Here is a 25636-nt window from a genome sequence, read left to right as displayed (position 1 = left end):
TAGGAATTTCGATACGAATTAGTGTTCTCTTTTTGAATGCACACAAAAAACCCTCTAGCTCTGTTGAAGCTTGAGGGTTTCTATTTTAGCAATTTATTTCGACTCTAAATCCTTATTTCTGGTGATCGCACTTATCAGGTTACCTTAAAGTATACTTTCAAATCTGTGTATACTTATCCTTGTCGGACACCGTTTTAGATCAACTGTTATTCAACGTTAATGCTTGATATCTAAGTCATTAAAAAACCTTGAATTTGCTATGAAACTCAAGGTTTTATCACAATCACAATTATTCGCTACGAAGTGCGACAACTGGATCTTTTTTAGCTGCCATTTTTGAAGGAATGAATCCTGCAATAAAGGTCAATGTAATACTTATTGCAATCAGAATTAATGCGTGGTTAATACTTAGGTTGGCGATATTTTGTGCTCCCGTTAAGTCATAAACGACTGCATTAATTGGGAACTGGAGTAAGTATGTTACTACGATTCCGAACGTACCGGATACAAGTCCAATGAGGAATGTTTCCGCATTAAAGACACGTGAGATATCTTTCTTACGAGCTCCTAAACTACGGAGGACGCCAATTTCTTTTGTCCGTTCGATAACCGATACATAAGTAATAATACCGATCATGAATGATGATACAACTAATGAAATTGATGAGAAACCAATTAATACGTAAGAAATCGTATTAACCATTGTATCCATAATATTTGTCATAATTTCTGACATATCTGTATACGTAATTTGATCAGGTTTTTCGCGACCTTGATTGTATGCATCAAGATAATCGCGAATTTGTGACTTCGTTTCAAAATCTTTGGGAATAATTGCGAGTTTCGTTGCTACATCTGAACCACCCAATGATGCTAGAACTTCATTGTAAACTTGTTCTGAGTCCATGAATGGATTTGCATTCGCAATGGGTTGTCCAGACACAACCGAGTAAAGATCTTTAACCTCTAATTGTTTTGCCACAACATTCGATTGACGTGCACGTGTTGCGAAATCTTTAGAAAGTGCCTCAGTGTAGTAAAGTCCTGGATTATACATTGAAACTGACGATGCTTCACTCTTACGTAAAACTCCTGATACTGTTAGTGTTGTTGCAGTATCACTGTTAAAGAGTGTTTCGTATTGTGATGTATTTGCCGGTGGGAAAATGCCCATAGCCGTTTCTTGATAGAAATCATTATGTTCAATAAGTTTGTATTCTTTACCAACAATGGAAGTTGCATCAAACGATTCCCCTTCAAGCCCTAAAATACGTTGCGATTGTTTAGGGATTCGGTTGTATTCATCGACGACAACTACAATTTCATTTTGATTGGTAGGCATCTTCCCAGCAATCACATCGTATTGGCGATTATTAAAATCATCGTTGTTTAGAAGTTCCCCAACACCATCTTGGCCCGTTTGAACTAATTCATAGTTTGATCCTTTTTGTGTAATCCAATTCATGGAAACACCTGTTGACTCTTGAATGGAAATATAGAGGTTTGGATCAAGTTTTCGTACATACTCAATGTAGTCTGCAGTGATGACATTCTTCTTCGCTTCGTAACCTTCCATTGGGTCATAGACATTGATTGATGTAGAATCTGGATACGATTCACCAGGGTTCGAAATGTTTGGATTCATCGCCATGCCATAATCCATCGCCGTTTGTTCGATTGTGATTGGCGATGATGCCAGTGTTTCTTCTTGCATCGTTTTAATCGTATTCGACAATCCCGTTGAAAGTGCTAATACCAAGGCAATTCCAATGATTCCGATACTTCCAGCAATGCTTGTTAGAATGGTACGACCCTTTTTAGCCCATAGATTTCGTCCGCTCAATGTTAATGCTGTACGATAAGGCATTGCTGTCATAACTTGTTTATGATTGCTTTCTTCTTCAATATCATTACTTACAGGATTGCTATCAGAAACCATTTCTCCATCGAGAAATTCAACGATTCGTGAACTATAGGTATGCGCAAGTTCCGCATTGTGCGTTACCATAATAACTAACTTTTCTTTTGATATTTCTTTGAGAAGGTCCATGACCACCACACTTGTTTTACTATCAAGTGCTCCAGTTGGTTCATCCGCTAAGATAATATCTGGATCATTCACCAATGCCCGTGCAATCGCAACACGTTGCATTTGTCCACCTGACATTTGATTCGGTTTTTTGTTGATTTGGTCATGTAAACCAACTTTAATCAGTGCTTCTTCCGCGCGCTTGTGCGCTTCCTGTTTTCCAATGCCCGATAACTTCATAGATAGCTCGACATTCTGTAGTACTGTCAAGTGGGGGATTAAATTATAGGATTGGAAGACGAAGCCGACAGAGCTATTTCGGTACGCATCCCATTGTTTATCTGTATAGGTTTCTGTGGACTGCCCATCGATAATTAGATCACCGTATGTATAACGATCCAACCCACCTACAATATTTAATAATGTTGTTTTTCCGCTTCCTGATTGTCCCAGGATAGATACAAATTCAGTATCTCTAAATGTAAGGCTAACATCTTTGAGTGCTTGAACTTGTCCATAATTCTTTGTAATATTCTTCAGTTTAAGCATAAACTAACTTCCTTCCACTGTATCAATATATTAACACAGTGACATTGTGCTTTCAATAGTTTTACGCATCGATTAATGAAAGATACTTCACACGTACTATTTCCTGGGAAATTAAAAGACCTACGATTCCGTAGGTCCTTGTATGAATTGTGCAACCCTTTGCGATACTTTTTCGAAAGCATTCTCTGATTGAATATCAATCCATTGACTCGGAGTTTGGTGTTTGAACCACGTAATCTGTCTTTTAGCAAAACGACGTGTGTTACGTTTTATGAGTTCATCGCGCTCTTCCGCACTAATCTCATGGTTAAAAAAAGGTTCAAATTCACGGTAACCAATCGCCTGTAAAGCCTGCAGTTCGAAGAGTTTTTGATGATGGCTGAGCAAGTCCGCGACCTCTGTCTCAAGACCTTGGTCAATCATCATATCAACGCGTTTATTAATTCGCTCATAAAGTACATCGCGATCTGTTTGCAAGAAAAAAATGCACGCATCAAACAATGCAACGTCTTTTTGGTTTTCGTGAATGCCTGTCTTTGTCTTACCATCTTGAAGCATATTTAACGTGCGTACAACACGCTTACGATTGTTGGGATGGATTGTTTGCGCGGCCTCCGAATCACGGTCCTGAAGCATTTGATGCAGTGTGTAATCATCAAAATCATCAAACGTTTCCATCGTAGTCGTTACTTCCGTTTCGAAACGATAATCATTTACTAAAGCATTAATGTATAGTCCCGTACCACCTACAATGATTGGTAGTTTTCCCTTTGCATGAATCGCTGCAATCGCTGCGCGCGCATCTTTTTGAAACTGAGCAACATGATACGGTTCCACAATTGAAGTAACATCAATTAAATGATGGATGATACCCTCACGTTCTTCTACTGACGGCTTCGCAGAACCTATATTCAATTCGCGATAAACCGCAACCGAATCGGCACTTATAATTTCACCGTTAAAACGATGGGCTAACGCAACACCCATTTTTGTTTTCCCAGATGCAGTTACACCTGCAATAACTACTATTTTTTTCATCGTTTAAATTCCTTAATGAGTTGATTGTGTTCGACTGTTATAAATGTCGGACGTCCATGAGGACAATGGAACGGTTGTTGTGTATGTCGCAATTGCTCAACCAACGTTTCCATCGCATCCATTGACATAAACTCATTAAAGCGCACAGAAGAATGACACGCCAATGTCGCGATGACATTACGACGCATATCTTCCTCACGTACAACTTTATCTGTTTCAAACATATCCAATACTTCATTCACAAATTCATGGACCTCTGCTTCATCAATCCAAACTGGAACCGCTCGAAGGATAAATGCATCATCTCCAAAAATTTCGAGTTGCATTTGAAATGGTCTAAAGACTTCATTGATAGCATTAATCTGAGTGATAAGTTTTTGACGCCCTTCAATTACCATAGGAATCAAAAAGTCTTGCATCGGTACGTCTTTATTTAAAAGTTTATCTTGATAGTATTCATAACGAACACGCTCCATTGCTGCATGTTGATCAATTATATATAATCCCGCATCCCCTTGTGCCAAGATATATTTACCACTTAACTGTGATAGAACTGTCAATGGCTCAATCAAAACTTCGATGGGCTTTGGTTCTGACGGATATGGAGTTTGAGGTATAAAAGCAGTCTCTTTTTCTTCAACACGATAATCGTGAATAAATACCGGCGTATCAATAACTGGCATATCTGTAATGTTTATTGGTTCTGATACTTCTTCCGATTCATCATTGCGTGTGTTTGGTAAAACCGTATTTTTACCAACACTTTCTTCAATAAATATTTCCTTTTGAGTATCAATAATCGCATTTTGTAGTGCTTCACGCATATCCGTTTGTTCTGGCAAACTCGGTTTTATCGTGATTTTTTGTGGACGCATACCTTCTGACAATAAAGCCTCTAAATGATTTTGAATTAAGGATACGAGTTGTTCCTCTTTCGACAAACGTATCTCCCATTTACTTGGATGAACGTTAACATCAACGAGTTGCGGATCTACTGTTATCTTCATTACAACGATTGGATAACGATCGGTTGGCATATGACGTCTGAAACTATCGACGACTGCTTTTTGCGCTTTCGGGTAACGAATCATTCGATCATTGATATATAACCAAATTGCATATCGATTCGAGCGATTGTGCTGTGGTAAAGCAGCAACACCTTCGATTTTGAAATCATAATTTGATGCTTCAAAACGGCGTGAATCTTCTGTAATGGTTCCCCCATAAATTCGGTGGAATACATCCATGACATCACCAGTTCCATAACTTCTAAACACCATGCGGTCATCAAGGGTAAGGGAAAATGCGATATCTGGGCGCCCAAGTGCAAATTTTTGCACCGTATCTTGTATGATTGAGTTTTCATAATGAATGTTTTTAATGTATTTAAGACGCGCAGGAGTTTTCAAGAAGAGATTTCGAACGTGAATTGTTGTTCCTTTATTTCGTGCAAAACGAACGACATCACGTTTTTTTCCATTATCAATAAAAATGCGATGTCCCGTATCGCCATTATTCGTTGTCGCTTCAACTTGGCTAACTGACGATATCGACGGCAATGCCTCCCCACGAAATCCAAATGTCAGAATTGCGTTTAAATCATCTGTATCTGATATTTTACTTGTTGAATGACGTTCAAAGGCACGTGACAAATCATCGGCACTCATACCCTCACCATTATCAGATACTTCAACTAATTGCATTCCACCTTCAATGATTTTAATATCAATCGTTGTAGCCTTAGCATCAATCGCATTTTCAACAAGTTCTTTTACAATGCCACCAGGACGTTCAACAACTTCACCAGCAGCAATCATATTTGTTAAATGTGTATCTAATACGTGAATTTTACTCATGTGAATCACCTTCTAAAACTTTTTTGAGTTCAGAAACAAGCATTAACGCTTCAATCGGTGTCAGTTGATTAATATCGATCCCTTGAAGACGTTGCTTCACAAATCCATAACCTTGCGGTTCTACTTCTACTTGAATTACTTTACTATCAATATTAACTGAGTTTTTAGAAAGTTCGAGAACTTCAAGATTTTGCTTTGCACGATCAATAATACTTTGCGGTAAATGTGCAAGACGGGCAACGTTTATCCCATATGATTTATCTGCTCGCCCATCTAAAACACGATATAGGAATGTTACATGATCATTTTCTTCATGAACTTCAACATGAATATTTTTAATGCCATCATACATTTCTTCGAGTGCAACCAGTTCGTGATAATGTGTTGAGAAAATCGTCCGTGCTTTAACCGAGTTATTAATATATTCAATAATTGCTTGGGCTAATGCCATCCCGTCATAGGTTGAGGTTCCACGACCAATTTCATCAAACAAAATTAATGACTGTTCAGTCGCATTAGATAAAGCTGCTTGAGCTTCAATCATTTCGACCATAAACGTAGATTGACCCATGAGAATATCGTCACTAGCACCCATGCGTGTAAAGATTTGATCAACAAGACTCCACACCATACGGTCGCACGGTACAAAACATCCCATTTGTGCGAGCACAACATTTAATGCGACCATTCGCATATAGGTACTCTTACCACCCATATTCGGTCCAGTTAAAATCAATGTATAAATCGATTCATCCATTAGTGTATCACTTGCTATGTACTGTTGGTCTTTAAGCGTTGCTTGTAATACGGGATGCTTTCCTTCTTGAATATCGAGGTAACGTCCCTCTACAACTTCAGGTTTCGTAAAACCAGGAAGCGCCGAAATTTCTGCTAAAGCAACAAGTACATCCAATGTCGCAAGACCATCTCCAATCGCATGGATGGATTTCGCATGTTCCGAAACATACTCAGAGTACTTCACAAAGAGTTCGGTCTCTATCTGCAGAATTTGGTCACTTGCTTGGCTTATCTTCACTTCATATTCTTGAAGTTCTTCACTAATATAGCGTTCTGCATTTGTTAGTGTTTGTTTTCGGATATAACCGAAATCATCACGAACATTATCGACTTGTCCTTTGGACACTTCGATAAAGTATCCAAACGCACGATTGTATCCCACTTTTAAATTTTTAATTCCTGTTTTTTCCCGTTGTTTGGCTTCATACGCAACAAGCCATTGCTTGCCATTTTTTGAAATTTCAAGGAGTTCATCTAAGGTCTCATGAATCCCCGTTTTAAATGTACGCCCTTCTTTTAATTGAACCGGAGCATCATCTAAAATAGTATTATCAAGCACCTCAAAAACTGCTTCTAAGGGATCTAATTCACTGATGAATTGGAACTCATCAAAACCTTCAATATCTCTTTGAATTGTGCGAAAGACTCCCAATGTTTTCTTCAAACGAACTAGGTCTTGGGCATTATGTTTTCCTGTCGCCATCCGGGCAACGACACGATGAATATCATAGACTTCTTTTAAACTTGCTACTAATTTATCATTTAATAGATAATCTTGAATTAGTGTTTCAATTTGTGCATGACGTTTGTAGATGTCTGACTTACTCACCATCGGTTGCATTAATTCTTGTTTTAAAGCTCGTGCTCCCATATTCGTGCGGGTTTTGTTGAGGTAGTGAAACAAGGACAATTCTTTGCCGTTTTGATGATCTATCAGTTCAAGGTTTGTCATTGTTGCATAATCCATACGAAGGTATGCTTGATCATTCAAAACGACAACATCTGATAAATGTTGCAATGACCGCTTATGTGTATACTTAAGATAGGCACTCAAACGTGCTAAGGCCATTCCAATCGCTTTATCGTCATGGTTCATGGTCTCATCAATTGTTTCTTGATATGATACATAAATATCTGTTTTGGCTTTAACTTCTTTTAAAATATTGGGGTCAAAGTCTTCGCTAACTACGATTTCTTTAACTTGAAATTGTTGGAGTACTTTAATGATATCTACGAAATCATTCATAACTCTTATGGCACGAACTGTACCCGAAACGATGTCGCAGCTCACAATACTCGCATAAACGAGATCTGTATGAATGGCTGCAATCTCACGCGTTTCATGATCTTCAACTTCGAGATATGTACCCGGAGTTACAATTTCAACAACCTCACGTTTCACAATCCCCTTAACCGATTTGGGATCTTCAACTTGCTCAACAATCGCTACTTTATAACCCGCATTCACAAGTTTTTGAATATAAGATGCTGCGGCATGATGGGGTACACCCGCCATGGGTGCTTTCTCATTACCACCTGCTGATCGTGCTGTTAGCACAAGATCTAAAACTTTTGATGCAACTACGGCATCTTCAAAAAAGAGTTCGTAAAAATCACCTAATCGATAAAACACCAACGCATCATTGGTGTTTTGTTTTATTTCCATATACTGTTGGAGCATAGGTGTCAGTTTTGAATTATCCTTCATTCTCTTCAACTTCCTCTACTTCGTGTATTGCTCTGTATGTTTTAATATTTTTATTAATAGCTTTTTGAATCATATATGCTGGTGAACCAATGGATAAGACAAAGCCTTGGCGAGTCTCAACAATTCGAGTAACACCCTGACGGTGAAGCGCAGCAATATTTAAGTCTTCGCGTTCCCTTAGTTCTACATGAATTCGCGTTAAAGTACTTGATACTGTTTCAATATTTGAAACACCACCAAGGCCTTCTGTGAAGTCCTCAATACGTTGTTGCTTATTCGTAATACTTAGAACATCCAATGCTAGTTTATTGAAGTACAAGCGTGTGAATGAGAAGTAAACTAAGAAGACAATGATTCCTACAAGCAATAAGATAAAGACTTTACTTACTAATACAGTATTATAAGAAATACCCATCAAATCGATAATATTTCCAGGTGTTGCTGAGAGTAAATTTCCAAAGAAAGAGAATCCCAGTGCCACCGAGAATCCACTCAGAATTGCATAAATAAAACTTGTTGCAAACAGGTGGAAGAAGTATAGTGTTGGGCTTGTAAGTAACATTAGAATTTCTATTGGTAACAATGTACCACCAACCATCGATACAAGAATCGCAGCAATTAATAATCCAATATTACGGTTACGTGCACGTTTGTTTGAAATGGTCGTTGAGATAGCAATTAAGTAAGCTGGTACTGCAAAGATATTCATCACATAATATGCACTTGTAAAACGACCAGCACCAAAGACATTCACCGTTTCTTTTAACTGTCCGGCCCAGATGTTGACATCACCAACGAATGATTGACCTGCAAGGTTCATCCAGGTTCCACCTAAGGTATTGAGCCAGAATTCTTGGTGTAATATAACATCAAGGTTAGCTAGTGCCATGAGACGCTCTAGCGCCCCATAGGCAAATAGACTCATTGGATTATTCACATCTTGCGAAATAAATTCCATGATGCTGTACATCATTTCCATAAAATATGGCCATCCAAATGCAAAGAGCATACCGATTACAGATGATCCAACGATTGCGAAAACCATCTTAACTGTTTCACGATCCGCAAATGAGACATTACTTATGTGACGTTTTTCTGAAGTTTTACGGTATATATTTTTAACAAAGAGATAGATTGCAATTAAACCAAATATCCCTGTACGGTATAACATGTACTGTTTATCACCTAATTTGATCACTAATGCGCTAATGTAAGTAGCTGTAGGTGATGTCGTTGGTGACAAGAGTAGCATAGATACTAAAAATGCTAGATATGATATAATTCCTGTGACTACTATGTTCGGTTCGTTTTTCTCATGAGAGAGTAACTTGATAAAAACATATAGTGGGAAATATGCTAAAATAATACCACCACTCATCAATAACACACGTGATATTGTAAGGAGTATTGGACTGTCCAATTTTAAAACACTATTCACATATGGATTGGGTATAATCGTACCAATTGCGACTAGCAACGATCCAAAGAATAATGATTTTAAAGGTAATTGTAATTGTTCGTAATAAGTTTGAAGACGATTCATGTGGAACACCTCTTGATTTATCTTTATATATTATACACTATTCTATCTATTCACAAAAGGAGCGACAATGAACAAATTCATCAATGAAAGTAAGCGCTACTTTACCTTAGACAAAGTTTTGTTCGGAATTATGATTGCATTCGCAACGATAAGTGTTGTGGCCATCTATCTATCCGCACCACTTTTAGATAATGGTCAAGCAGATGCAATTTCTTTAGTTAAGAAACAATTAATGTGGTTTGCGATTGGATTCGCAGTTATCGCATTTCTAATTAAAATCGGAATAGACCGACTGTTTACTGCGATAGATATAGCTTATTGGATCTTAATGGTTCTTCTAGCTGGTCTTGTAATTGCACGTTTTGCAAATATCAACAGCAGTATCGTTGCACCCATTAACGGAACACGGGCTTGGTATATGATCCCTGGAATTGGTTCTTTCCAACCTAGTGAGTTCATGAAAATTGTCTTAGTTATCAAAGCTGCAAACGTCATTCATCAACATAATACCGATAAAGAAGGGTATACATTTCAAAGTGATTTTCAACTATTTTTCAAAATTGCTAAATTTGCACTCCCACCTTTTATCCTAATTTTCTTACAACCAGATACGGGAGTTCCAATTGTTATTCTATTTAGTTTAGCAACTATGTTTATTCTTTCTGGTGTACGACGCGAATGGTTCATTATCATTGCAACATTAAGTATTGGCGCATTATTAGGAATTGTCTTCCTCTACTATAACTACCCAGATATCTTGAATACTTTGCTTGGTGGTGGTTCGACGTCATATCGCTTGGATCGTTTCTATGGTTGGCTTGACTATGAAAAATACGCTATGGGCCATGGGTATCAACTTTTCCAATCAATGATTTCTTACGGAACTGCTGGTATTAATGGACATCCTCTCGGAACGATGATTGCCCACTATCCTGAAGCACAAACAGACTTCATCTTTGCAGTTATCTCTCAAAACTTTGGCTTCATCGGTGGTTCAATAACTATTGCACTATCATTCTTATTTGATATTAAACTTGTCTCCATTACTAAAAACAGTGATTTACCAAAAGAACGTTATATGATGATGGGAATCATTGGGATGATTTTCTTCCAGCATCTAGAAAATATTGGGATGATCATGGCAGTGCTTCCGATTACCGGAATTACTTTACCCTTTATTTCGTATGGGGGATCATCATTGCTTTCTTATATGATTCCGCTTGCCGTTGCATTTCATATGTACAGTGAAACACAAAATAGACATAGACACTAAAAAACAGGATTATATCCTGTTTTTTTTTAGAATAGTGCATTTAAGCGAGTAATATGAGGTATCTCTTTGAAACGAGCAAAACGCATTACGTGGTCACTATTTCGAATCGTAATATCATGAATTGAATCTAAATGAACATGTAGATGATCATAGCAAAGCAATGCATGATCAAACGAGTCACTTGTAAGTCTAATTGTTGTATGTGGATTCATTACCAAAGGTGATCCTAAGCTTCGGGCATGGCGATGATGAATTCCAGATATTTCCGTCATCTGTAATAAATCAAGTCCCGGATAAATTACAGCTCCGCCAATAGAACGGTTATATGCAGTCGATCCGTATTGTCCTGAGATACATACGCCATTTCCTCTAAAGGTTTCAAAATATGAATCATCAATATGAATATCCATCGTTTGCGTCTTTACAATGTTTTCCACGCGAACTTCATTAAGTGCGTAGTAATGGGACACTTTCGTAGTATTTTTTAAAGTGACTTCTAAGATTCTCTTCTCATCAATGATTGGTTGTTTTGTTAATACATCCGAAATGAAATCATCAATTTGATCCTGTGTATAATCAGTTGAAAACCCTAAAGTTCCCGTATGAATACCCACAAACGAGACGTCTTCAACTTTATCAATATACTCGTGAAAGGCTTTCAACAAAGTACCGTCACCACCGACACAAATCACTAATTCTGGTTGATGCTCATCACGAACCATCCCACCTTCAGTTAATTTGCGTGTTACCAATTGGCAAATACTTTCTGATGCATTATCACCACGATGAATTGTTATAAATCGTTTCATAAGTTACTTCCTTTTCCTTTAGACATATTGTAACATAGTAATATGAAACATAACCTAGAGATTGAATACAAAACAATGTTGGATGAACCTTTATTTGACAAAATTAAGTCGAAATTGCCTTTCGATTCTGGTGTCAACCAACGCAATGATTACTACGATACACCCGATCGTCAACTGTATAGTATGGGCATCATGTGCCGTATTCGCACAGTCGACAATCGCTTCGAGTTTACAGTTAAAATTCCTCAAGAGGATGGGGTCATGGAACATGAGGTGCTCTTAGAAACAAAGACTTTAGACCACCCTTCCGTTATTAATTTTTTTAATCAGTTAAACTTGGACGTTAGCCAATTGGATTGCATTGCATATAGTGATACTCAACGCTATACGTATGATGATGCGTACGGATCTTGGTGCCTCGATGCATCCTCATTCGAGAATCACAACGACTTCGAGTTGGAATATGAGCTACATGAAGCAAACGAAAAAGCATATCCACACTATGTAGATATGCTCAATGAGTTAGATGTTGAATACCGTGAAGCAAAACCTAAATATATAAGGGCGTTAACTTCAGGCGCTTAAATTGATCTTCAAAATCACGCATCGAAGTTTTCGATACAATGACGAACTCAAGTTGATAAACTTCGAGTTCTTTTTTTAACCACGTTATAATACCAAGAAGTTCATAAAAGTGATTTTTTATTGATGAGCTTGGCAAATAGATTTTAGTTAAACGCTCCGTATAATGATATGCGATAGGACCAATTCGCGATGTATTTTCAATATTGTAGGTCAAATTTTCTTGTAATTGTGTCCATGTCACGGCTATATCAGAAATTGCATTTCGGATTGTCTGTTCGTGGATATCTTCATAAATTAAATTCATCTCTACGCGAGCATTTATTGCTGCAAACCATTGATCGATACCAATTGTTTCTGCCTTCTTTAAGAGGTCAATCGCAACATCCCTGCCACCATCTACAAGATACAAGAACGATTCAAGTCTACTTGGTAAGACGAAGTCAACTTCACTTAGAAAGACTGGTCCTTTGAAAAATACGACATGGTCTAATTCGATTGATTGAATTTGCTTGGGCGCTTCCCCATCTTTAGTTGCATTCATAATGGACTCATGAAACGAAGGATAATCTTTGTATCCATTCATGTGTTGATACTCGTCCCATGTCCGCTTGATACTCATCGTTCGTACACTACGAGCACGCCCATATCCAATAATTCCCTTTTCCTTTGTTACGGGGTGAATATAACGCTTGTCTATAAAGAACAACAATGAGCCCACATCAAAGCGTTCAAATCGCTTCGTACTAAGACGCCAAAAATTGATAGAACGATGACCATTACTTCTATGAAATTCTATCATTCTTTCGTCCGAAATATATGCGATTGAGCTCATTATGTTATCCTCCTTTACTTAATTTTATTACGTCCTTCAAAAGCCTTGATTAATGTCATATCATCGGCGTAATCGAGATGCCCTCCAATTGGAAGTCCAAAAGCCAAACGTGTAACATCAACTTTATCCTCAAGCCTTTTAGCAAGATATAATGAAGTCATTTCACCTTCAACTGTCGCATTCAATGCTAGAATCACTTCTTTTGATTCTAGAGATAGACGTTTTTCCAAACTTTCAATATTCAATTGATCAGGCATTATGCCCTTTTTCGTTGAGATCAGGCCATCAAGCACATGATAGACACCATGATACTCTTGTGTTTTTTCGATTGAGAAAACTTCTTTAGCACTTGAAACAACACAAATTGTATTTTGATCGCGAGTGTTATCTGCACATATGTCACAAATTTCTGTTTCTGTAAGATTATGGCATACTTTGCATGTTTTAATGTTTAATTTTATATTCATCAGATTGCTAGCAAATTCGTTGAGATCTTCAATGTTTGATTCCAACATTGTAAGTGCATAACGTTCTGCTGTTTTTTGACCAACTCCAGGTAGCATCTTAAATGATTCTATGAGTTGTTGCAGTGTTTTCGGATACATTATAACTCCTATTCAATAATTTCTACGGAATCACCAAATAGATTTAAGACACTATCAAGTGACTCATCAACAATTCGGGCATCTTCCGCATTATCTTCTGTTACTGTAAGTTCTTCAGGTAGAACAGGACTTGGTAATGTTCCTGCTTTATTAAGTTCAATAAATTTTGCGACCGCTTCTTGATACATATTTACTGAGATTGCTAAGATTGTTTTATCTTTATTGAAAATCACTTCGCTAAATTTATTGAGTTCGTGACGATTCCGTGCTTCACCAATTTCACGAACTTCAATTTCAGACTGCATCGCTACAACAACAAAGAATGGACTACTTAACACTACTTTACCGCCAGATAGTAATCTCGCTGATCGCGCCCATTGTGGTATATTTCGATACCTCTGAATTTGCGTAAATTGCTCTTCATCCGCTAATCTCAGTGACTTATCAGCAGTTACCATAAATCTTATAACCATATCAGTATCAATATTCTTTAGGCCAATACTATTTTCTGTATGTACAGGAGCAATATTTGATGAATTTGCTGAATCATCTACGACATCTTCGATTATTTCATGTTCAGTATCATCAAACTCAAACTGTATTGCGTCTTCCGGATTTGATATAACAACTTCTGGTTGTTTATTTACATCTTTTGTGAGTACTACTGGATCTAAGTCTGTAGCAACTTTCGTATTTACGGATTCCACTATCGGTTTTAAGTCTTTTGGAGTTTCAACTACAGTCTCTTGTTTATTTGTAACAAACTGCGTATCTTTTTGAGTTTGCTGCCCTTGCACTCTATCTGATTTATTCGAAAAATGATTAAATATGTCTAACATAGCAATCTCAAAGTACATTTCAGGTTGTTGTGAGAAACGCATCTTTTCTGCATACTCTAACAAGATATCAATCATTTTAAGACGGACATCTGTTGTAAATGATTCTGATAAATAGTGGACTAACGTATCTTCAGTTATTGTATTCATTTTAGTATACGTATAAATCAGACTATCTTTAAGGTTTTTTGTAATATCCATCACTAAGCGATCATAGCTGACTGATTGCATTTTCATACCTTGAATATTATCAATAAGTTGCTGCATATCACTTGCTGCAATATTTCTAAACATTTCCATTTTTCCATCAACTGATAGTACACCATTTGATGCATAGATTTGTTGCTTTGTAATCGGACCATCAGATAGCACAATTGCTTGCTCTAAAATAGTTAGTGCATTTCGCAATCCACCACCCGATAATGACGCAATCAATTCCGTTGCACCAGGTTCTGCACTTTCATGTTCTTGCTCTAAAATACTGTCTAAACGCTCTGCAATTGCCAATTCAGGAATTCTTGTAAAATCGAATCTTTGGCACCTTGAAATGATGGTTGGAAGCACTTTATGAATTTCTGTAGTCGCAAGAATAAAGACGACATGACTTGGTGGTTCTTCTAATGTCTTTAATAGGGCATTAAATGCACCTTGCGTCAACATATGGACCTCATCAATAATATATACTTTATATTTACCTAAAATCGGTGTGTATTTAACACGTTCGATTAAACTTCGAATTTCATCTACACCGTTATTACTTGCTGCATCAATTTCAATTAAGTCAGGATGTGTATTATTTTGTACTGCAACACAGTTATCACACTGACCACAGATCAGTTCGGTTTCACTTGTACAGTTTACTGCACGTGCAAACAATTTTGCTGTTGAGGTTTTTCCGGTACCTCGGGGACCTGTTAAAAGATATGCATGCGATATCTTATCTTTTTTCACTGAATTTGTAAGGACTTCAACAATATGTTGTTGGCCGACTACTTCGTCCATCGTAGAAGGTCTGTATTTTCTATATAATGACTGATATGCCATGTTATCACCTATTATTCATTATATCATACGGTCTATTGGTTGTAATTACTTATTTGATTCCATATAATTAAGGTATGGAAAAGAAGAAAAAAGTAAATGTTCTTGGTATCATTGGGATACTAATGACTGTGCTGGGGCTCTCAATCATTGTTTACGATGTCGGTAACAAATACTTCGATCGTAGATCACAGGAACAGGAACTACAAAATTTTATGAATGCTCCTTTATTATCTGAAAACTCAGAACTTCCAGCTGAGACTGTTGATGCCAATGTATGGGGCTATATAGTTATTGAAAAACTAGGTGTTAATCATTTGATTGCTAAAACTAATGATTGGGACTATCTTTCTCGCTATGTAGTTGCATATGAAAGTTCTCCTGAACCTACAGGTAACGGAAACTTCGCTATTGCGGGCCACAATGGAAACTGTGCAAGCTGTGTCTTTAGAGATTTTGATAAACTTGAAATTGGTGATGAAGTAATACTTAACGATAAAAAGAATACTTATACTTATCGTATTGAAGATATTTCTACCGTTCATCATACGGATGTGTCGGTCTTGAATGATACTCCAGATGCTAGAACACTTACTTTAATTACATGTACAGAACAAACGACTGTTGATCCATGGCGAACTATCGTCAAGGCAACACAAATCAGTGAAGTACCGAACACATAAGTTTATGCTATAAAAAAAACATCAATCACTAAGATTGATGTTTTTTTATTTGATTTCCTTTTCCATCATTATATGATCAATCCCTGCGTCATCAAAGACTTCACCATATTCTTTATAGCCATTTTTTTCATAGAATGGTATTGCTTGAATCTGTGCACCCAATTCTAGTCGCTTAAACCCATTATTTTTCGCTTGTTTCTCTGCATCTTGGAGCAACTTTGTCCCTATTTTGAATTTCCGGTACTCTTTGAGCACTGCAACTCTTCCAACCTTGAGTGTATCTCCCTTTTTCACGTACCGAGCAGCTCCAACAACTTGATTATTAACAACCGCCATTACATGCATTACGTTCTCATCATTAGGTGAATCGTATTCATCTATTTCAAGGCTTATATCAACGTTTTGTTCTTCAACAAACACTTTCTTCCTGACATCTAAGTATAGATTATAAGATTCATCATCAACACGTTTGATTTTTACTTCATTATTTCGTTTTTCTTTAAAAAATTCTTTCATAAGTAATCTCCCTTCAGATTCGAGTATGTTTGGGATTACCTTCGGGTAATGATTAAATCCCTGTATTTCAGACATATTCAATACTGATCCATAGCTACCACTATTTGGTTCATTAGCACCAAATACTACAGTATCTACATGAGCTTGAATCATTGCTCCTGCGCACATTTGACAAGGTTCGACAGTTACATAAACAGTACAACCACTTAAGTTCCAACTATTAAGTGATTTCCCCGCGGCATTCATGGCTTCAATTTCTGCATGTGCGCTTGTTCTATTGGTACTCTCTCTTAGATTGAATCCTTTACCTATAATTTTCCCGTCTTTTACTACAATAGCACCGACAGGTACTTCATCCATCTCATATGCCATTTTAGCTTGTTTTATAGCTTCTCTCATATACATTTCGTGATTCATGATTTATCACCTCATTTTGGATACAAAAAAAGCCACTACACACATAAGAGCTAAATTAAGGCTGCTGTATTCCTACCCTGACCTGGTTCATTAGATTATGTTGTAGTAGCATAGTTATTATAACAAATATGCAAATAAATGCAACGTTTCACGTGAAACATTTATGATATAATTTCACTGGAGGTAGCATATGCCAAAACTATTTGTAAGTGACATGGATCACACCCTTCTGAACGATAATTCAGAGTTGCCAAAAGATTTCAAAGAAACACTAGACCTACTAAACAGTAGTGATTCCGGACTTGTTCTAGCTTCCGGAAGAACACTCTTTAGTATTAAAAACAAAGTTAAAGATTTTAAACATGAGATCAATTTTATCTCAGACAATGGCGCAATTGTCGAGTATAACGGTAAAATTATCTATAAGTCTGTATTTTCTCAGGAAGATATTGAAGAAGTCCTAGTACCCATTCGTAAAGCAAAAGAAACTTCAATCATTGCATCGTCTCTAACGAGTGCTTATGTTGAAGTCTACAATGATGACCATAAACAAAAACTGTATGAATATTATCTCGACTATAATATAGTTGACGATATATCAAAGGTGGATGATGATATAATCAAAGTCACTATGCTAAGTCTTGATAATACAGTTGATAATTACAAAAACTTTATAGAACCTGCCCTATCAAGCAGTTATAATGCTGTTACTGCCGGTAAAATTTGGATTGACGTCATGCACAGCAATGTCGATAAAGGAGAAGGTCTTAAGCATCTACTCGAAGAAATGAATATAGATCGAGATGACGTAGTCGCATTTGGTGATTACCATAACGACATTGGAATGCTTGAGCTAGCAGGTATTGGTTATGCCGTTAAAAATGCACATGATGATGTCAAACAAATTGCTGATTTTGTAATTGAAGACAATAATTCTGCCCCTGTAACTCGAATTATCAAAGAATACTTAGCAAAAGAATAAATAATGAACCTAAAAAAGGAGATAATCTTACGATTAACTCCTTTTCTTTGTGATTTATTTAGATACAGGAACCATTTTCTCTTTAAATCCCATATAAGGTCTTAACGCTTCAGGAATTAGTACCGAACCATCTTCTTGAAGGTTATTCTCTAAAAATGCGATAAGCATACGCGGAGGTGCAACAACTGTATTGTTTAAGGTATGTGCAAATACGCGTCCATCTTTTGTATCAATTCTTATTTTTAGTCTTCTTGCTTGAGCATCAGTAAGGTTTGAGCAACTTCCTACTTCAAAGAATTTCTTTTGACGAGGACTCCATGCTTCAACATCAACAGATTTGTGTTTCAGATCAGCTAAATCTCCTGAGCAACACTCTAAAACTCTGACTGGAATATCTAGACTTCGGAAGTAATCAACTGAATTTTTGTACATTTCTTCAAATAATGCAGCACTTTCTTCCGGTTTACATACAATAACCATTTCTTGCTTCTCAAACTGGTGTATTCTATATACTCCGCGCTCTTCTATTCCATGTGCACCTACTTCTTTACGGAAGCAAGGTGAGTAGCTAGTGAGGCGTTGTGGCATCTTTGATTCAGGGTTGATTGTATCAATAAACTTACCAATCATTGAGTGTTCACTGGTACCAATTAAGTACAGATCCTCACCTTCAACCTTATACATCATATTTTCCATTTCTTCGAAGCTCATTACACCAGTTACAACATGACTACGAATCATATATGGTGGAATGACATAGTCATAGCCACGATCAATCATGAAGTCTCTTGCGTATGCAGTGACAGCTGAATGAAGACGCGCAACATCCTTTTGTAAGTAGTAGAAGCCTTGTCCACTAACTTTTCGCGCTGCATCTAAGTCGATTCCATCGAATGACTCCATAATATCTACGTGATAAGGGACTTCAAACGGTTTTTCTACCATTTCACCATGACGTGAACGCTCGACATTTTCGGTGTCATCTCTTCCTAAAGGAACATCATCAGCAATTAAGTTCGGTATTTGCATTAAGAGTTGTTGTAATTTCTCAAATACTGGTTCTTCATTCTGCTCAATTTCTTCAAGTTCTTTAGCAAATGCTTGAACCTGCTCTTTAATGGCGTTTGCTTCATCGATTCTCTTTTGACCCATTAGTTTACCAATTTCCTTACTTAATGAGTTTCTTTGTCCACGTAATTCATCTGCACGTGTCTTTAAACCACGATATTCAATGTCCAATGCAATGATTTCATCGACCATTGGTAGTTTGTGATCTTGGAATTTTTTCTTGATATTCTCGCGAATAATATCCGCATCAGTTCTAAATAGATTAATATCTAACATAACTATCTCTCCTAAAATAAAAAAAACACCCTCATTAAGGGACGGATTTACCGTGGTGCCACCCTTTTTCGAATGTTTCACGTGAAACATTCCTTTAACAGATAACGGCTGTCTTCCGAATTTAATCTCTCAAGGGTAGATCTATAATCAATTAATAATACCTCTCACCAACAGTATCTCTCTTTAAATAACTTACGACTATATTATTCCCTCTCACTGAGTTTAAGATAATTATAGCCATTACTGTATTTATTGTCAAATTAGTGAGTTTTGATTATGAATAAAGAAAAAGCATACGATAAATCGTATGCTTTTGTACTATATTATTCTGAATCTACAGTTTCTGTTTCAACTACTGTATCATCGTGTGACTTATCATCGATATCAGAGTCAGAAATTTCTTCACTAACTTTCAACACAGCGACTGAAGCAACAGCGTCATTTTCTCCAACATTGATAATTCGAACACCAATCGTTGAGCGACCATATATTCCTATATTTGCAACTTCTGTTCGGATTACAGTTCCATCACTTGAAATAACAAGAAGCTCTTCATCACCTGCCACAGCTCGAAGTGATACGAGATTACCGTTCTTCTCAGTAATATTAACTGTTTTAACACCTTTAGCACCACGTTTTGTTAATCGATACTCATCTAATTCAGTACGTTTACCATAACCTTTTTCAGTAATGGCTAAAATATACTTACCTTCACGGTCAGTTGCAACCCCTACAACGATTCCACCATCAACATCGAATCCTCGAACACCAGATGCGGTACGTCCCATTGGTCTAACTTCATTTTCGTCAAAGCGAACTGCTTTACCGTTGTCTCCACCAATGATAATTTCATTTGAACCATCAGTCATTTTGACAGCCACGAGTTCATCGTCTTCGCGTAGCGTAATTGCAATTTTACCATTTTGTCGAATTGACTCAAACTCACTCACTGCAACACGTTTGACGATACCTTGTCGAGTTACGAAGAATGCATATTTAGAGTCTTCATCATCTCTAGGTACTTTCACCAGTGTACGTACTTCTTCACCTTCATCCAGAGAGAGTAAGTTGACGACTGGAATTCCTTTAGCAGTTCTACTTGCTGCTGGAACATTAAATCCGCGCATTCTATACACTTTACCTTTATTAGTAAAGACTAGTAAGTAATCATGAGTTGAAAGAGCTAGGAATTGATCAATTTCATCTTCATCGTATGTCGCCATACCTTTAACACCCTTACCACCTCTATTTTGAACATTAAAGGAGTCTATAGTTGTACGCTTAATATAACCATTCATGGTCATCGAAATTACGATATCTTCTTCAGGTATCAAATCTTCATCAAGCATATCGATATCTGCTTCTATAACCTCAGAGCGTCTTGGATCACCAAATTTAGTCTTAATTTCTTCTAAATCTGTCTTAATGATATCTAAAACACGACTGTGATTTGCAAGAATATCTTTTAAATCTTCTATTGTTAGTGTTAACTCTGCGTATTCTGCATCGAGTTTTTCGCGTTGCAACCCAGTCAGACGTCTGAACTGCATATCTAAGATAGCTTTAGATTGAATTGCTGTAAGACCAAATCTCTCATTGAGACGACTACTTGCCTCAGCATCATCATTTGAACTTCTAATAATTGTCATTACTTCATCGATATTATCGAGCGCAATGATCATTCCTTCGAGAATATGAGCACGTTCTTCAGCTTTTCGCAGTTCGAATCGTGTTCTTCGGGTGATAATCTCAATTTGGTGATCTCGATAATATCCTAGTATTTCAAGAAGGTTAAGCAATTTTGGTCTATTATCAACCAACGCTAACATATTTACACCAAATGTCGATTGCATTGCTGTTAAACGATATAGTTGGTTTAGTACAACTTCTGGTTGTATTTCACGACGTAATTCAATAACTATTTTGATACCGACTCGGTTTGACTCATCTCTTAAGTCGGTAATCCCTTCAATTTCTTTATCCCGAACAAGACTAGCGATTTTCTCAACAAGATTCGCTTTATTCACTTGATAAGGTATTTCAGAAATTGTAAGAACCGGCTTCCCATTAGGTAACTCAGTGATATCAACTTTAGCACGCATAACTACAGATCCGCGACCAGTTTCAAATGCTGACTTAATACCTGAGCGTCCAAGTAAATAAGCTCCTGTTGGGAAATCTGGACCAAAAATATACTCATCCATCAATTCTTTAATTGTGATTTCCGGATTATCAATTAATGCAATTGTAGCATCAACGACTTCTCCTAAGTTATGAGGAGGGATATTCGTCGCCATCCCGACAGCAATCCCCGTTCCACCATTAACTAAAACATTCGGAAAACGTGAAGGTAGAACCGAAGGTTCTGTCTCTTCTCCGTCATAGTTAGGTTGAAAATCAACAGTTTCTTTATTAATATCGCGCATCATTTCCATCGAAATTTTGGACATACGAGCTTCTGTATAACGCATCGCAGCAGCGCCATCGCCATCAATGGACCCAAAGTTACCATGGCCATCAACTAGCATGTAACGATAAGAAAAGTCTTGTGACATACGAACCATTGATTCATAAACAGCACTATCACCGTGAGGGTGATACTTACCAATTACGTCCCCAACGATACGTGCTGATTTCTTATACGGCTTATCACTCGTCATACCCAAATCATTCATCGCGTATAGAATACGACGGTGAACAGGTTTCAATCCATCACGTACATCTGGAAGGGCACGTGAGACAATAACGGACATTGCATATGAAACGAAAGATTTCTTCATTTCATCAGAAATACTACGCGATTTTACGCGATCAAATTCTTTATTCTCTTCCATTTTTCCCTCCCTAGATATCTAAATCTGCATATTCTGCATTTTCTTGAATAAACTGGCGACGAGGTGCAACTTCATCACCCATTAGTGTTTCAAAAATCATATCTGCTTCCATCGCATCTTCAATATCAACACGAATAAGCGTACGTGTTTGAGGATCCATGGTTGTTTCCCATAGTTGCTCAGGATTCATTTCACCAAGACCCTTGTATCGCTGAACGTTGAAACGATCTCCGAACTCAGGTTTGAGCTCTTCTAACTCTTCATCACTATAAGCATAAGCCATTTTATTTCCACGAGAAATTTTATACAAAGGTGGCTGAGCAATATATACAAAGCCTCCTTCAATGACTGGACGTAAGAAGCGGTAAAAGAAAGTTAAAAGTAACGTTCTAATGTGCGCACCGTCTACGTCAGCATCGGTCATGATAACGATTTTATGATATCTCAACTTCTCAAGATTCATTTCTTCACCAATTCCCGTACCGAATGCTGTAAGCATCATGCGAATTTCATTGTTGTCAAAGATTCGGTGTAAACGAGCTTTTTCGACGTTGATAACCTTACCACGTAGAGGAAGAATTGCTTGGAATTTACTATCTCGACCTTGTTTTGCACTTCCACCAGCGGAATCCCCCTCAACGAGGTAAATTTCACTTTCGGCAGGGTTACGATTTGAACAGTCTGCAAGTTTTCCAGGTAATGATGATACTTCAAGAGCACCTTTACGGCGTGTCAATTCCCGTGCTTTACGAGCAGCAACACGTGCTTTTGATGCAACTAGAGCTTTATCAATGATTATTTTTGCATCGTCTGGATGCTCCATTAAGAAACGTTCAAATTGATTTCCAAAGATATTAGAAACAATCTTACGTACTTCACTATTTCCAAGTTTAGTTTTTGTTTGCCCCTCATATTGAGGATCTGGATGTTTTACAGAGATTATAGCAGTGAGTCCTTCACGAACATCATCACCCAAGAATCCATCTTCGTCTTTTTTCAATAGATTATTTTCTTTAGCGTAATTATTAATAACACGTGTTAAAGCAAGACGGAAACCATCTTCGTGCGTTCCCCCCTCTTGGGTATTAATATTATTTGTAAATGAATAGATATTTGGAACAAATCCATCATTATACTGCATCGCAACTTCAACTTGAATTTGATCTTCTTCGCCTTCGACGTAAACAATCTCTTCATGAATTACTTGGCGATTTCTATTCATAAAATGAACATACTCAAGAATTCCATTTTCATAATGGAATTCGTTGACGCGTGACTCCTCAGGCTCTCTCTCATCAACAAATGTAATCTTAATTCCTTTATTCAAGAAAGCCATTTGACGTAAGCGATCACGTAATACATCAAATGAGTACTCTGTTGTTTCTTTAAAGATTTCTGGATCAGCTTTAAATCTAACTTCTGTCCCTTGGCGATCAGTTTTTCCACGTTCTTCTAATGGAATGGCAGTGTGGCCACCATTTTCGAAACGAAGATAATACTCAATACCTTCTTTAAAAATAGATACTTCTAAGAAAGTAGACAAGGCATTAACAACGGATGCCCCAACCCCATGAAGTCCACCAGAAACTTTATAGGCGCCACCACCGAATTTACCTCCGGCATGAAGCACAGTATAAATTGTTTCTGCAGTAGAAACACCAGTTTTTTCGTGAATTCCAACTGGAATACCACGACCATTATCAGAAACAGTGACAATGTTATCTTTGTCGACAGTAACTGTAATTTCGCTTGCGAAACCAGCTAAAGCCTCATCAATACCATTATCAACAATTTCCCATACCAAATGGTGCAAACCACGAGCAGATGTACTCCCTATGTACATCCCAGGACGTTTACGAACAGCTTCTAATCCCTCTAATACTTGAATATCTTCTGAAGTATAAGAATGTTCTACTTTGTTTGATGCCATTAAATTACCTCCTTATGAATAATTCCTTTATTAACGTGAAACACATTTAAGTTTCTTTCTGTTTGTATAAATTGCATATCAGTCGTTGTAATAAATACTTGTACGGCGTCTGGAATCATTTTCAGAACCATTTTACGACGTGACTCATCTAATTCCGAAAATAAATCATCCAAGCATAATATTGGATAAGCCCCTTGCAACTCATAAACCAACGAGACAAGCGCAAGTTTAAACGCAATCATGAGCATTCGTTTCTGTCCTTGAGACGCAGTATTGATAACAGGAACTCCATCCATCTTAAATACGTAGTCATCTCGATGAATTCCCACTTGCGTTGCACGTAAATCTAAATCTCTTTGGTGCATTTCTTGCATACGTTTCGTTAGATTAGCAAGAATCGAACTATCAACACTTACAGGGCTCCTATACTCGAAATTAACACGAGTCGATGTTTGACTCATTGCTTGGTAAAATCTTTCTACAACTGGCTCTAAACGAGCAATAAATGCATTTCTTTGCTTGATAATCGGAATTTGATACTCAATTAGCTGGCTATCCAATATTTCCAATAAACCAAAATCAATATTTCTTGATTTCAATAATGCATTACGTTGTGTTAAGACCTGTGTATATCTAGACAAAATGCCAATATAATCTTTAGAAAGTTTTCCTAATTCAAAATCAACACTTCTACGTCGAATTTTGGGTGCATCCGTAAAAAAATTTAAATCATCAGGATTGAATAATATTACATTACAATACCCGATAAAATCACTTAACTTTTTCAATGGTGAATGATTAACCTGTAAATATTTTCCTTGCTCGCTAACAACTATTTTCAAAAGGTGTCCCGAATCCATAACTGCTTCGGCTTTCGCAAATTCTTTTCCATTTTGAATCAGAATTTTATCATCATTGACTCGAAACGATCTGCCTGAACCTAAAAAAACTATCGATTCGATGATATTTGTCTTACCTTGACCATTGTTTCCAACAAACACTGTAATATTTTCCGGAAAATCGAGACTTACGTCATCAACATTTCGAAATTGTTTAAGTTCAAGTTGCTTAATCTGCATCTTCTTCAGAGATTTCATGCATATTCCCGTTAATCACAACTTGATCACCAGGGTAAAGTTTCTTTCCACGACGATTTTCATTTTCGCCGTTTACTTGAATGGAGAATGTATGAATAAGGTGTTTAGCTTCCCCACCCGATTGCACATAGTCCATAACTTTTAGAAACTGTCCAAGTGTTATGTAGTCTCCTTCTTTTTTCATATTATCCATCCTTTTTTTAACTCCTCTATTTTATCATATTTTACGATAAAATGCACGTATATGAATAATCATAAAAGTCCTATATTAGTGGGTTTGATGACATTTTTTTACACAAAAAAAAACAACCGAATATACACCTTCAAAAAT

At 37.0% G+C, this 25636-nt stretch carries 19 protein-coding genes, 1 other RNA gene and 1 other annotated feature; of the genes, 4 read left to right on the top strand and 16 right to left on the bottom strand.

The genetic code is table 11. The features are described 5' to 3' along the window. Window positions 1-289 precede the first annotated feature (289 nt). The 5 genes from G7061_RS00840 to G7061_RS00820 form a co-directional block, all read right to left on the bottom strand. Entirely contained in the window at window positions 290-2578 is a 2289-nt protein-coding gene (locus tag G7061_RS00840) for an ATP-binding cassette domain-containing protein (protein WP_166118048.1), read from the bottom strand. A gap of 120 nt (window positions 2579-2698) precedes the next feature. Beyond that, entirely contained in the window at window positions 2699-3616 is a 918-nt protein-coding gene (gene miaA, locus G7061_RS00835) for a tRNA (adenosine(37)-N6)-dimethylallyltransferase MiaA (protein WP_166118046.1), read from the bottom strand. Continuing rightward, window positions 3613-5472 carry a DNA mismatch repair endonuclease MutL gene (gene mutL, locus G7061_RS00830; protein ID WP_166118044.1) on the bottom strand — a complete coding sequence of 620 codons (1860 nt, stop codon included), beginning with the start codon at window positions 5470-5472 and terminating at the stop codon, window positions 3613-3615. Before mutL ends, miaA begins: the two co-directional genes overlap by 4 nt. After that, a complete protein-coding gene (gene mutS / locus G7061_RS00825; protein ID WP_166118042.1) occupies window positions 5465-7978 on the bottom strand; it encodes a DNA mismatch repair protein MutS in 2514 nt (837 codons plus the stop codon). The genes mutL and mutS overlap by 8 nt, the downstream gene beginning before the upstream one ends. Beyond that, window positions 7968-9521 (bottom strand): PTS glucose transporter subunit IIBC, encoded by a 1554-nt coding sequence (locus G7061_RS00820; protein ID WP_159634806.1) that lies wholly within the window; start codon window positions 9519-9521, stop codon window positions 7968-7970. The genes mutS and G7061_RS00820 overlap by 11 nt, the downstream gene beginning before the upstream one ends. A gap of 67 nt (window positions 9522-9588) precedes the next feature. Here G7061_RS00820 and G7061_RS00815 point away from each other — a divergent pair, with 67 nt between their 5' ends. Further along, complete coding sequence (locus G7061_RS00815; RefSeq protein WP_159634809.1) at window positions 9589-10794, top strand: FtsW/RodA/SpoVE family cell cycle protein; 1206 nt, start codon at window positions 9589-9591, stop codon at window positions 10792-10794. A 26-nt stretch (window positions 10795-10820) separates the two neighbouring features. On the opposite strand, the gene G7061_RS00810 is transcribed toward G7061_RS00815, so the two are convergent. Beyond that, window positions 10821-11603 (bottom strand): NAD kinase, encoded by a 783-nt coding sequence (locus G7061_RS00810; protein ID WP_166118040.1) that lies wholly within the window; start codon window positions 11601-11603, stop codon window positions 10821-10823. A 42-nt stretch (window positions 11604-11645) separates the two neighbouring features. Here G7061_RS00810 and G7061_RS00805 point away from each other — a divergent pair, with 42 nt between their 5' ends. Next, window positions 11646-12188: a CYTH domain-containing protein gene (locus G7061_RS00805; protein WP_159639925.1), complete on the top strand. Its 543-nt coding sequence runs from the start codon at window positions 11646-11648 to the stop codon at window positions 12186-12188. On the opposite strand, the gene G7061_RS00800 is transcribed toward G7061_RS00805, so the two are convergent. The 3 genes from G7061_RS00800 to dnaX are packed head-to-tail and all read right to left on the bottom strand — an operon-like array spanning window position 12154 to window position 15505. Beyond that, window positions 12154-13020: a hypothetical protein gene (locus tag G7061_RS00800; RefSeq protein ID WP_159639927.1), complete on the bottom strand. Its 867-nt coding sequence runs from the start codon at window positions 13018-13020 to the stop codon at window positions 12154-12156. The two genes, G7061_RS00805 and G7061_RS00800, sit on opposite strands and share 35 nt — an antisense overlap. Window positions 13021-13034: 14 nt before the next feature. Continuing rightward, on the bottom strand, window positions 13035-13625 hold the full coding sequence (gene recR / locus G7061_RS00795; RefSeq protein WP_159634821.1) for a recombination mediator RecR: 591 nt from the start codon (window positions 13623-13625) through the stop codon (window positions 13035-13037). 8 nt (window positions 13626-13633) lie between these two features. Then, window positions 13634-15505 (bottom strand): DNA polymerase III subunit gamma/tau, encoded by a 1872-nt coding sequence (dnaX, locus tag G7061_RS00790; protein ID WP_166118038.1) that lies wholly within the window; start codon window positions 15503-15505, stop codon window positions 13634-13636. 74 nt (window positions 15506-15579) lie between these two features. On the opposite strand from dnaX, the gene G7061_RS00785 reads away from it, so the two are divergent. Continuing rightward, complete coding sequence (locus tag G7061_RS00785; protein WP_166118036.1) at window positions 15580-16185, top strand: sortase; 606 nt, start codon at window positions 15580-15582, stop codon at window positions 16183-16185. A gap of 45 nt (window positions 16186-16230) precedes the next feature. Here G7061_RS00785 and G7061_RS10810 read toward each other — a convergent pair whose 3' ends face one another. After that, the gene (locus G7061_RS10810) at window positions 16231-17118 is read right to left on the bottom strand and encodes a GNAT family N-acetyltransferase (protein WP_201288182.1); all 888 of its coding nucleotides are present in this window, start codon (window positions 17116-17118) and stop codon (window positions 16231-16233) included. Window positions 17119-17143: 25 nt separating this feature from the next. Next, window positions 17144-17231: signal recognition particle sRNA small type (gene ffs, locus G7061_RS00775), an RNA gene on the bottom strand. A 77-nt stretch (window positions 17232-17308) separates the two neighbouring features. Between ffs and G7061_RS00770 the strand changes: the two genes are divergently transcribed. After that, window positions 17309-18100, top strand: a complete 792-nt coding sequence (locus G7061_RS00770) for an HAD family hydrolase (protein WP_166118034.1) — start codon at window positions 17309-17311, stop codon at window positions 18098-18100. Between the two features lie 54 nt (window positions 18101-18154). On the opposite strand, the gene serS is transcribed toward G7061_RS00770, so the two are convergent. The 5 genes from serS to G7061_RS00745 all read right to left on the bottom strand — a co-directional run bounded on the left by serS (window position 18155) and on the right by G7061_RS00745 (window position 25498). Further along, window positions 18155-19444 carry a serine--tRNA ligase gene (gene serS, locus G7061_RS00765; protein WP_166118032.1) on the bottom strand — a complete coding sequence of 430 codons (1290 nt, stop codon included), beginning with the start codon at window positions 19442-19444 and terminating at the stop codon, window positions 18155-18157. A gap of 34 nt (window positions 19445-19478) precedes the next feature. After that, window positions 19479-19670 (bottom strand) — a binding site (T-box leader). Between the two features lie 97 nt (window positions 19671-19767). Continuing rightward, window positions 19768-22278, bottom strand: a complete 2511-nt coding sequence (gene gyrA, locus G7061_RS00760) for a DNA gyrase subunit A (RefSeq protein WP_159634839.1) — start codon at window positions 22276-22278, stop codon at window positions 19768-19770. Window positions 22279-22288: 10 nt separating this feature from the next. Then, the gene (gene gyrB / locus G7061_RS00755; protein WP_166118031.1) at window positions 22289-24208 is read right to left on the bottom strand and encodes a DNA topoisomerase (ATP-hydrolyzing) subunit B; all 1920 of its coding nucleotides are present in this window, start codon (window positions 24206-24208) and stop codon (window positions 22289-22291) included. Further along, on the bottom strand, window positions 24208-25305 hold the full coding sequence (gene recF / locus G7061_RS00750) for a DNA replication/repair protein RecF (RefSeq protein ID WP_236261682.1): 1098 nt from the start codon (window positions 25303-25305) through the stop codon (window positions 24208-24210). The genes gyrB and recF overlap by 1 nt, the downstream gene beginning before the upstream one ends. Then, entirely contained in the window at window positions 25277-25498 is a 222-nt protein-coding gene (locus G7061_RS00745; protein ID WP_159639941.1) for an RNA-binding S4 domain-containing protein, read from the bottom strand. The genes recF and G7061_RS00745 overlap by 29 nt, the downstream gene beginning before the upstream one ends. Between the last annotated feature and the right edge of the window lie 138 nt (window positions 25499-25636).

Source organism: Erysipelothrix sp. HDW6B, from assembly GCF_011301115.1.
Taxonomy (GTDB): domain Bacteria; phylum Bacillota_I; class Bacilli_A; order Erysipelotrichales; family Erysipelotrichaceae; genus Erysipelothrix; species Erysipelothrix anatis.
This window is presented reverse-complemented; position numbering and strand designations above follow the sequence as displayed.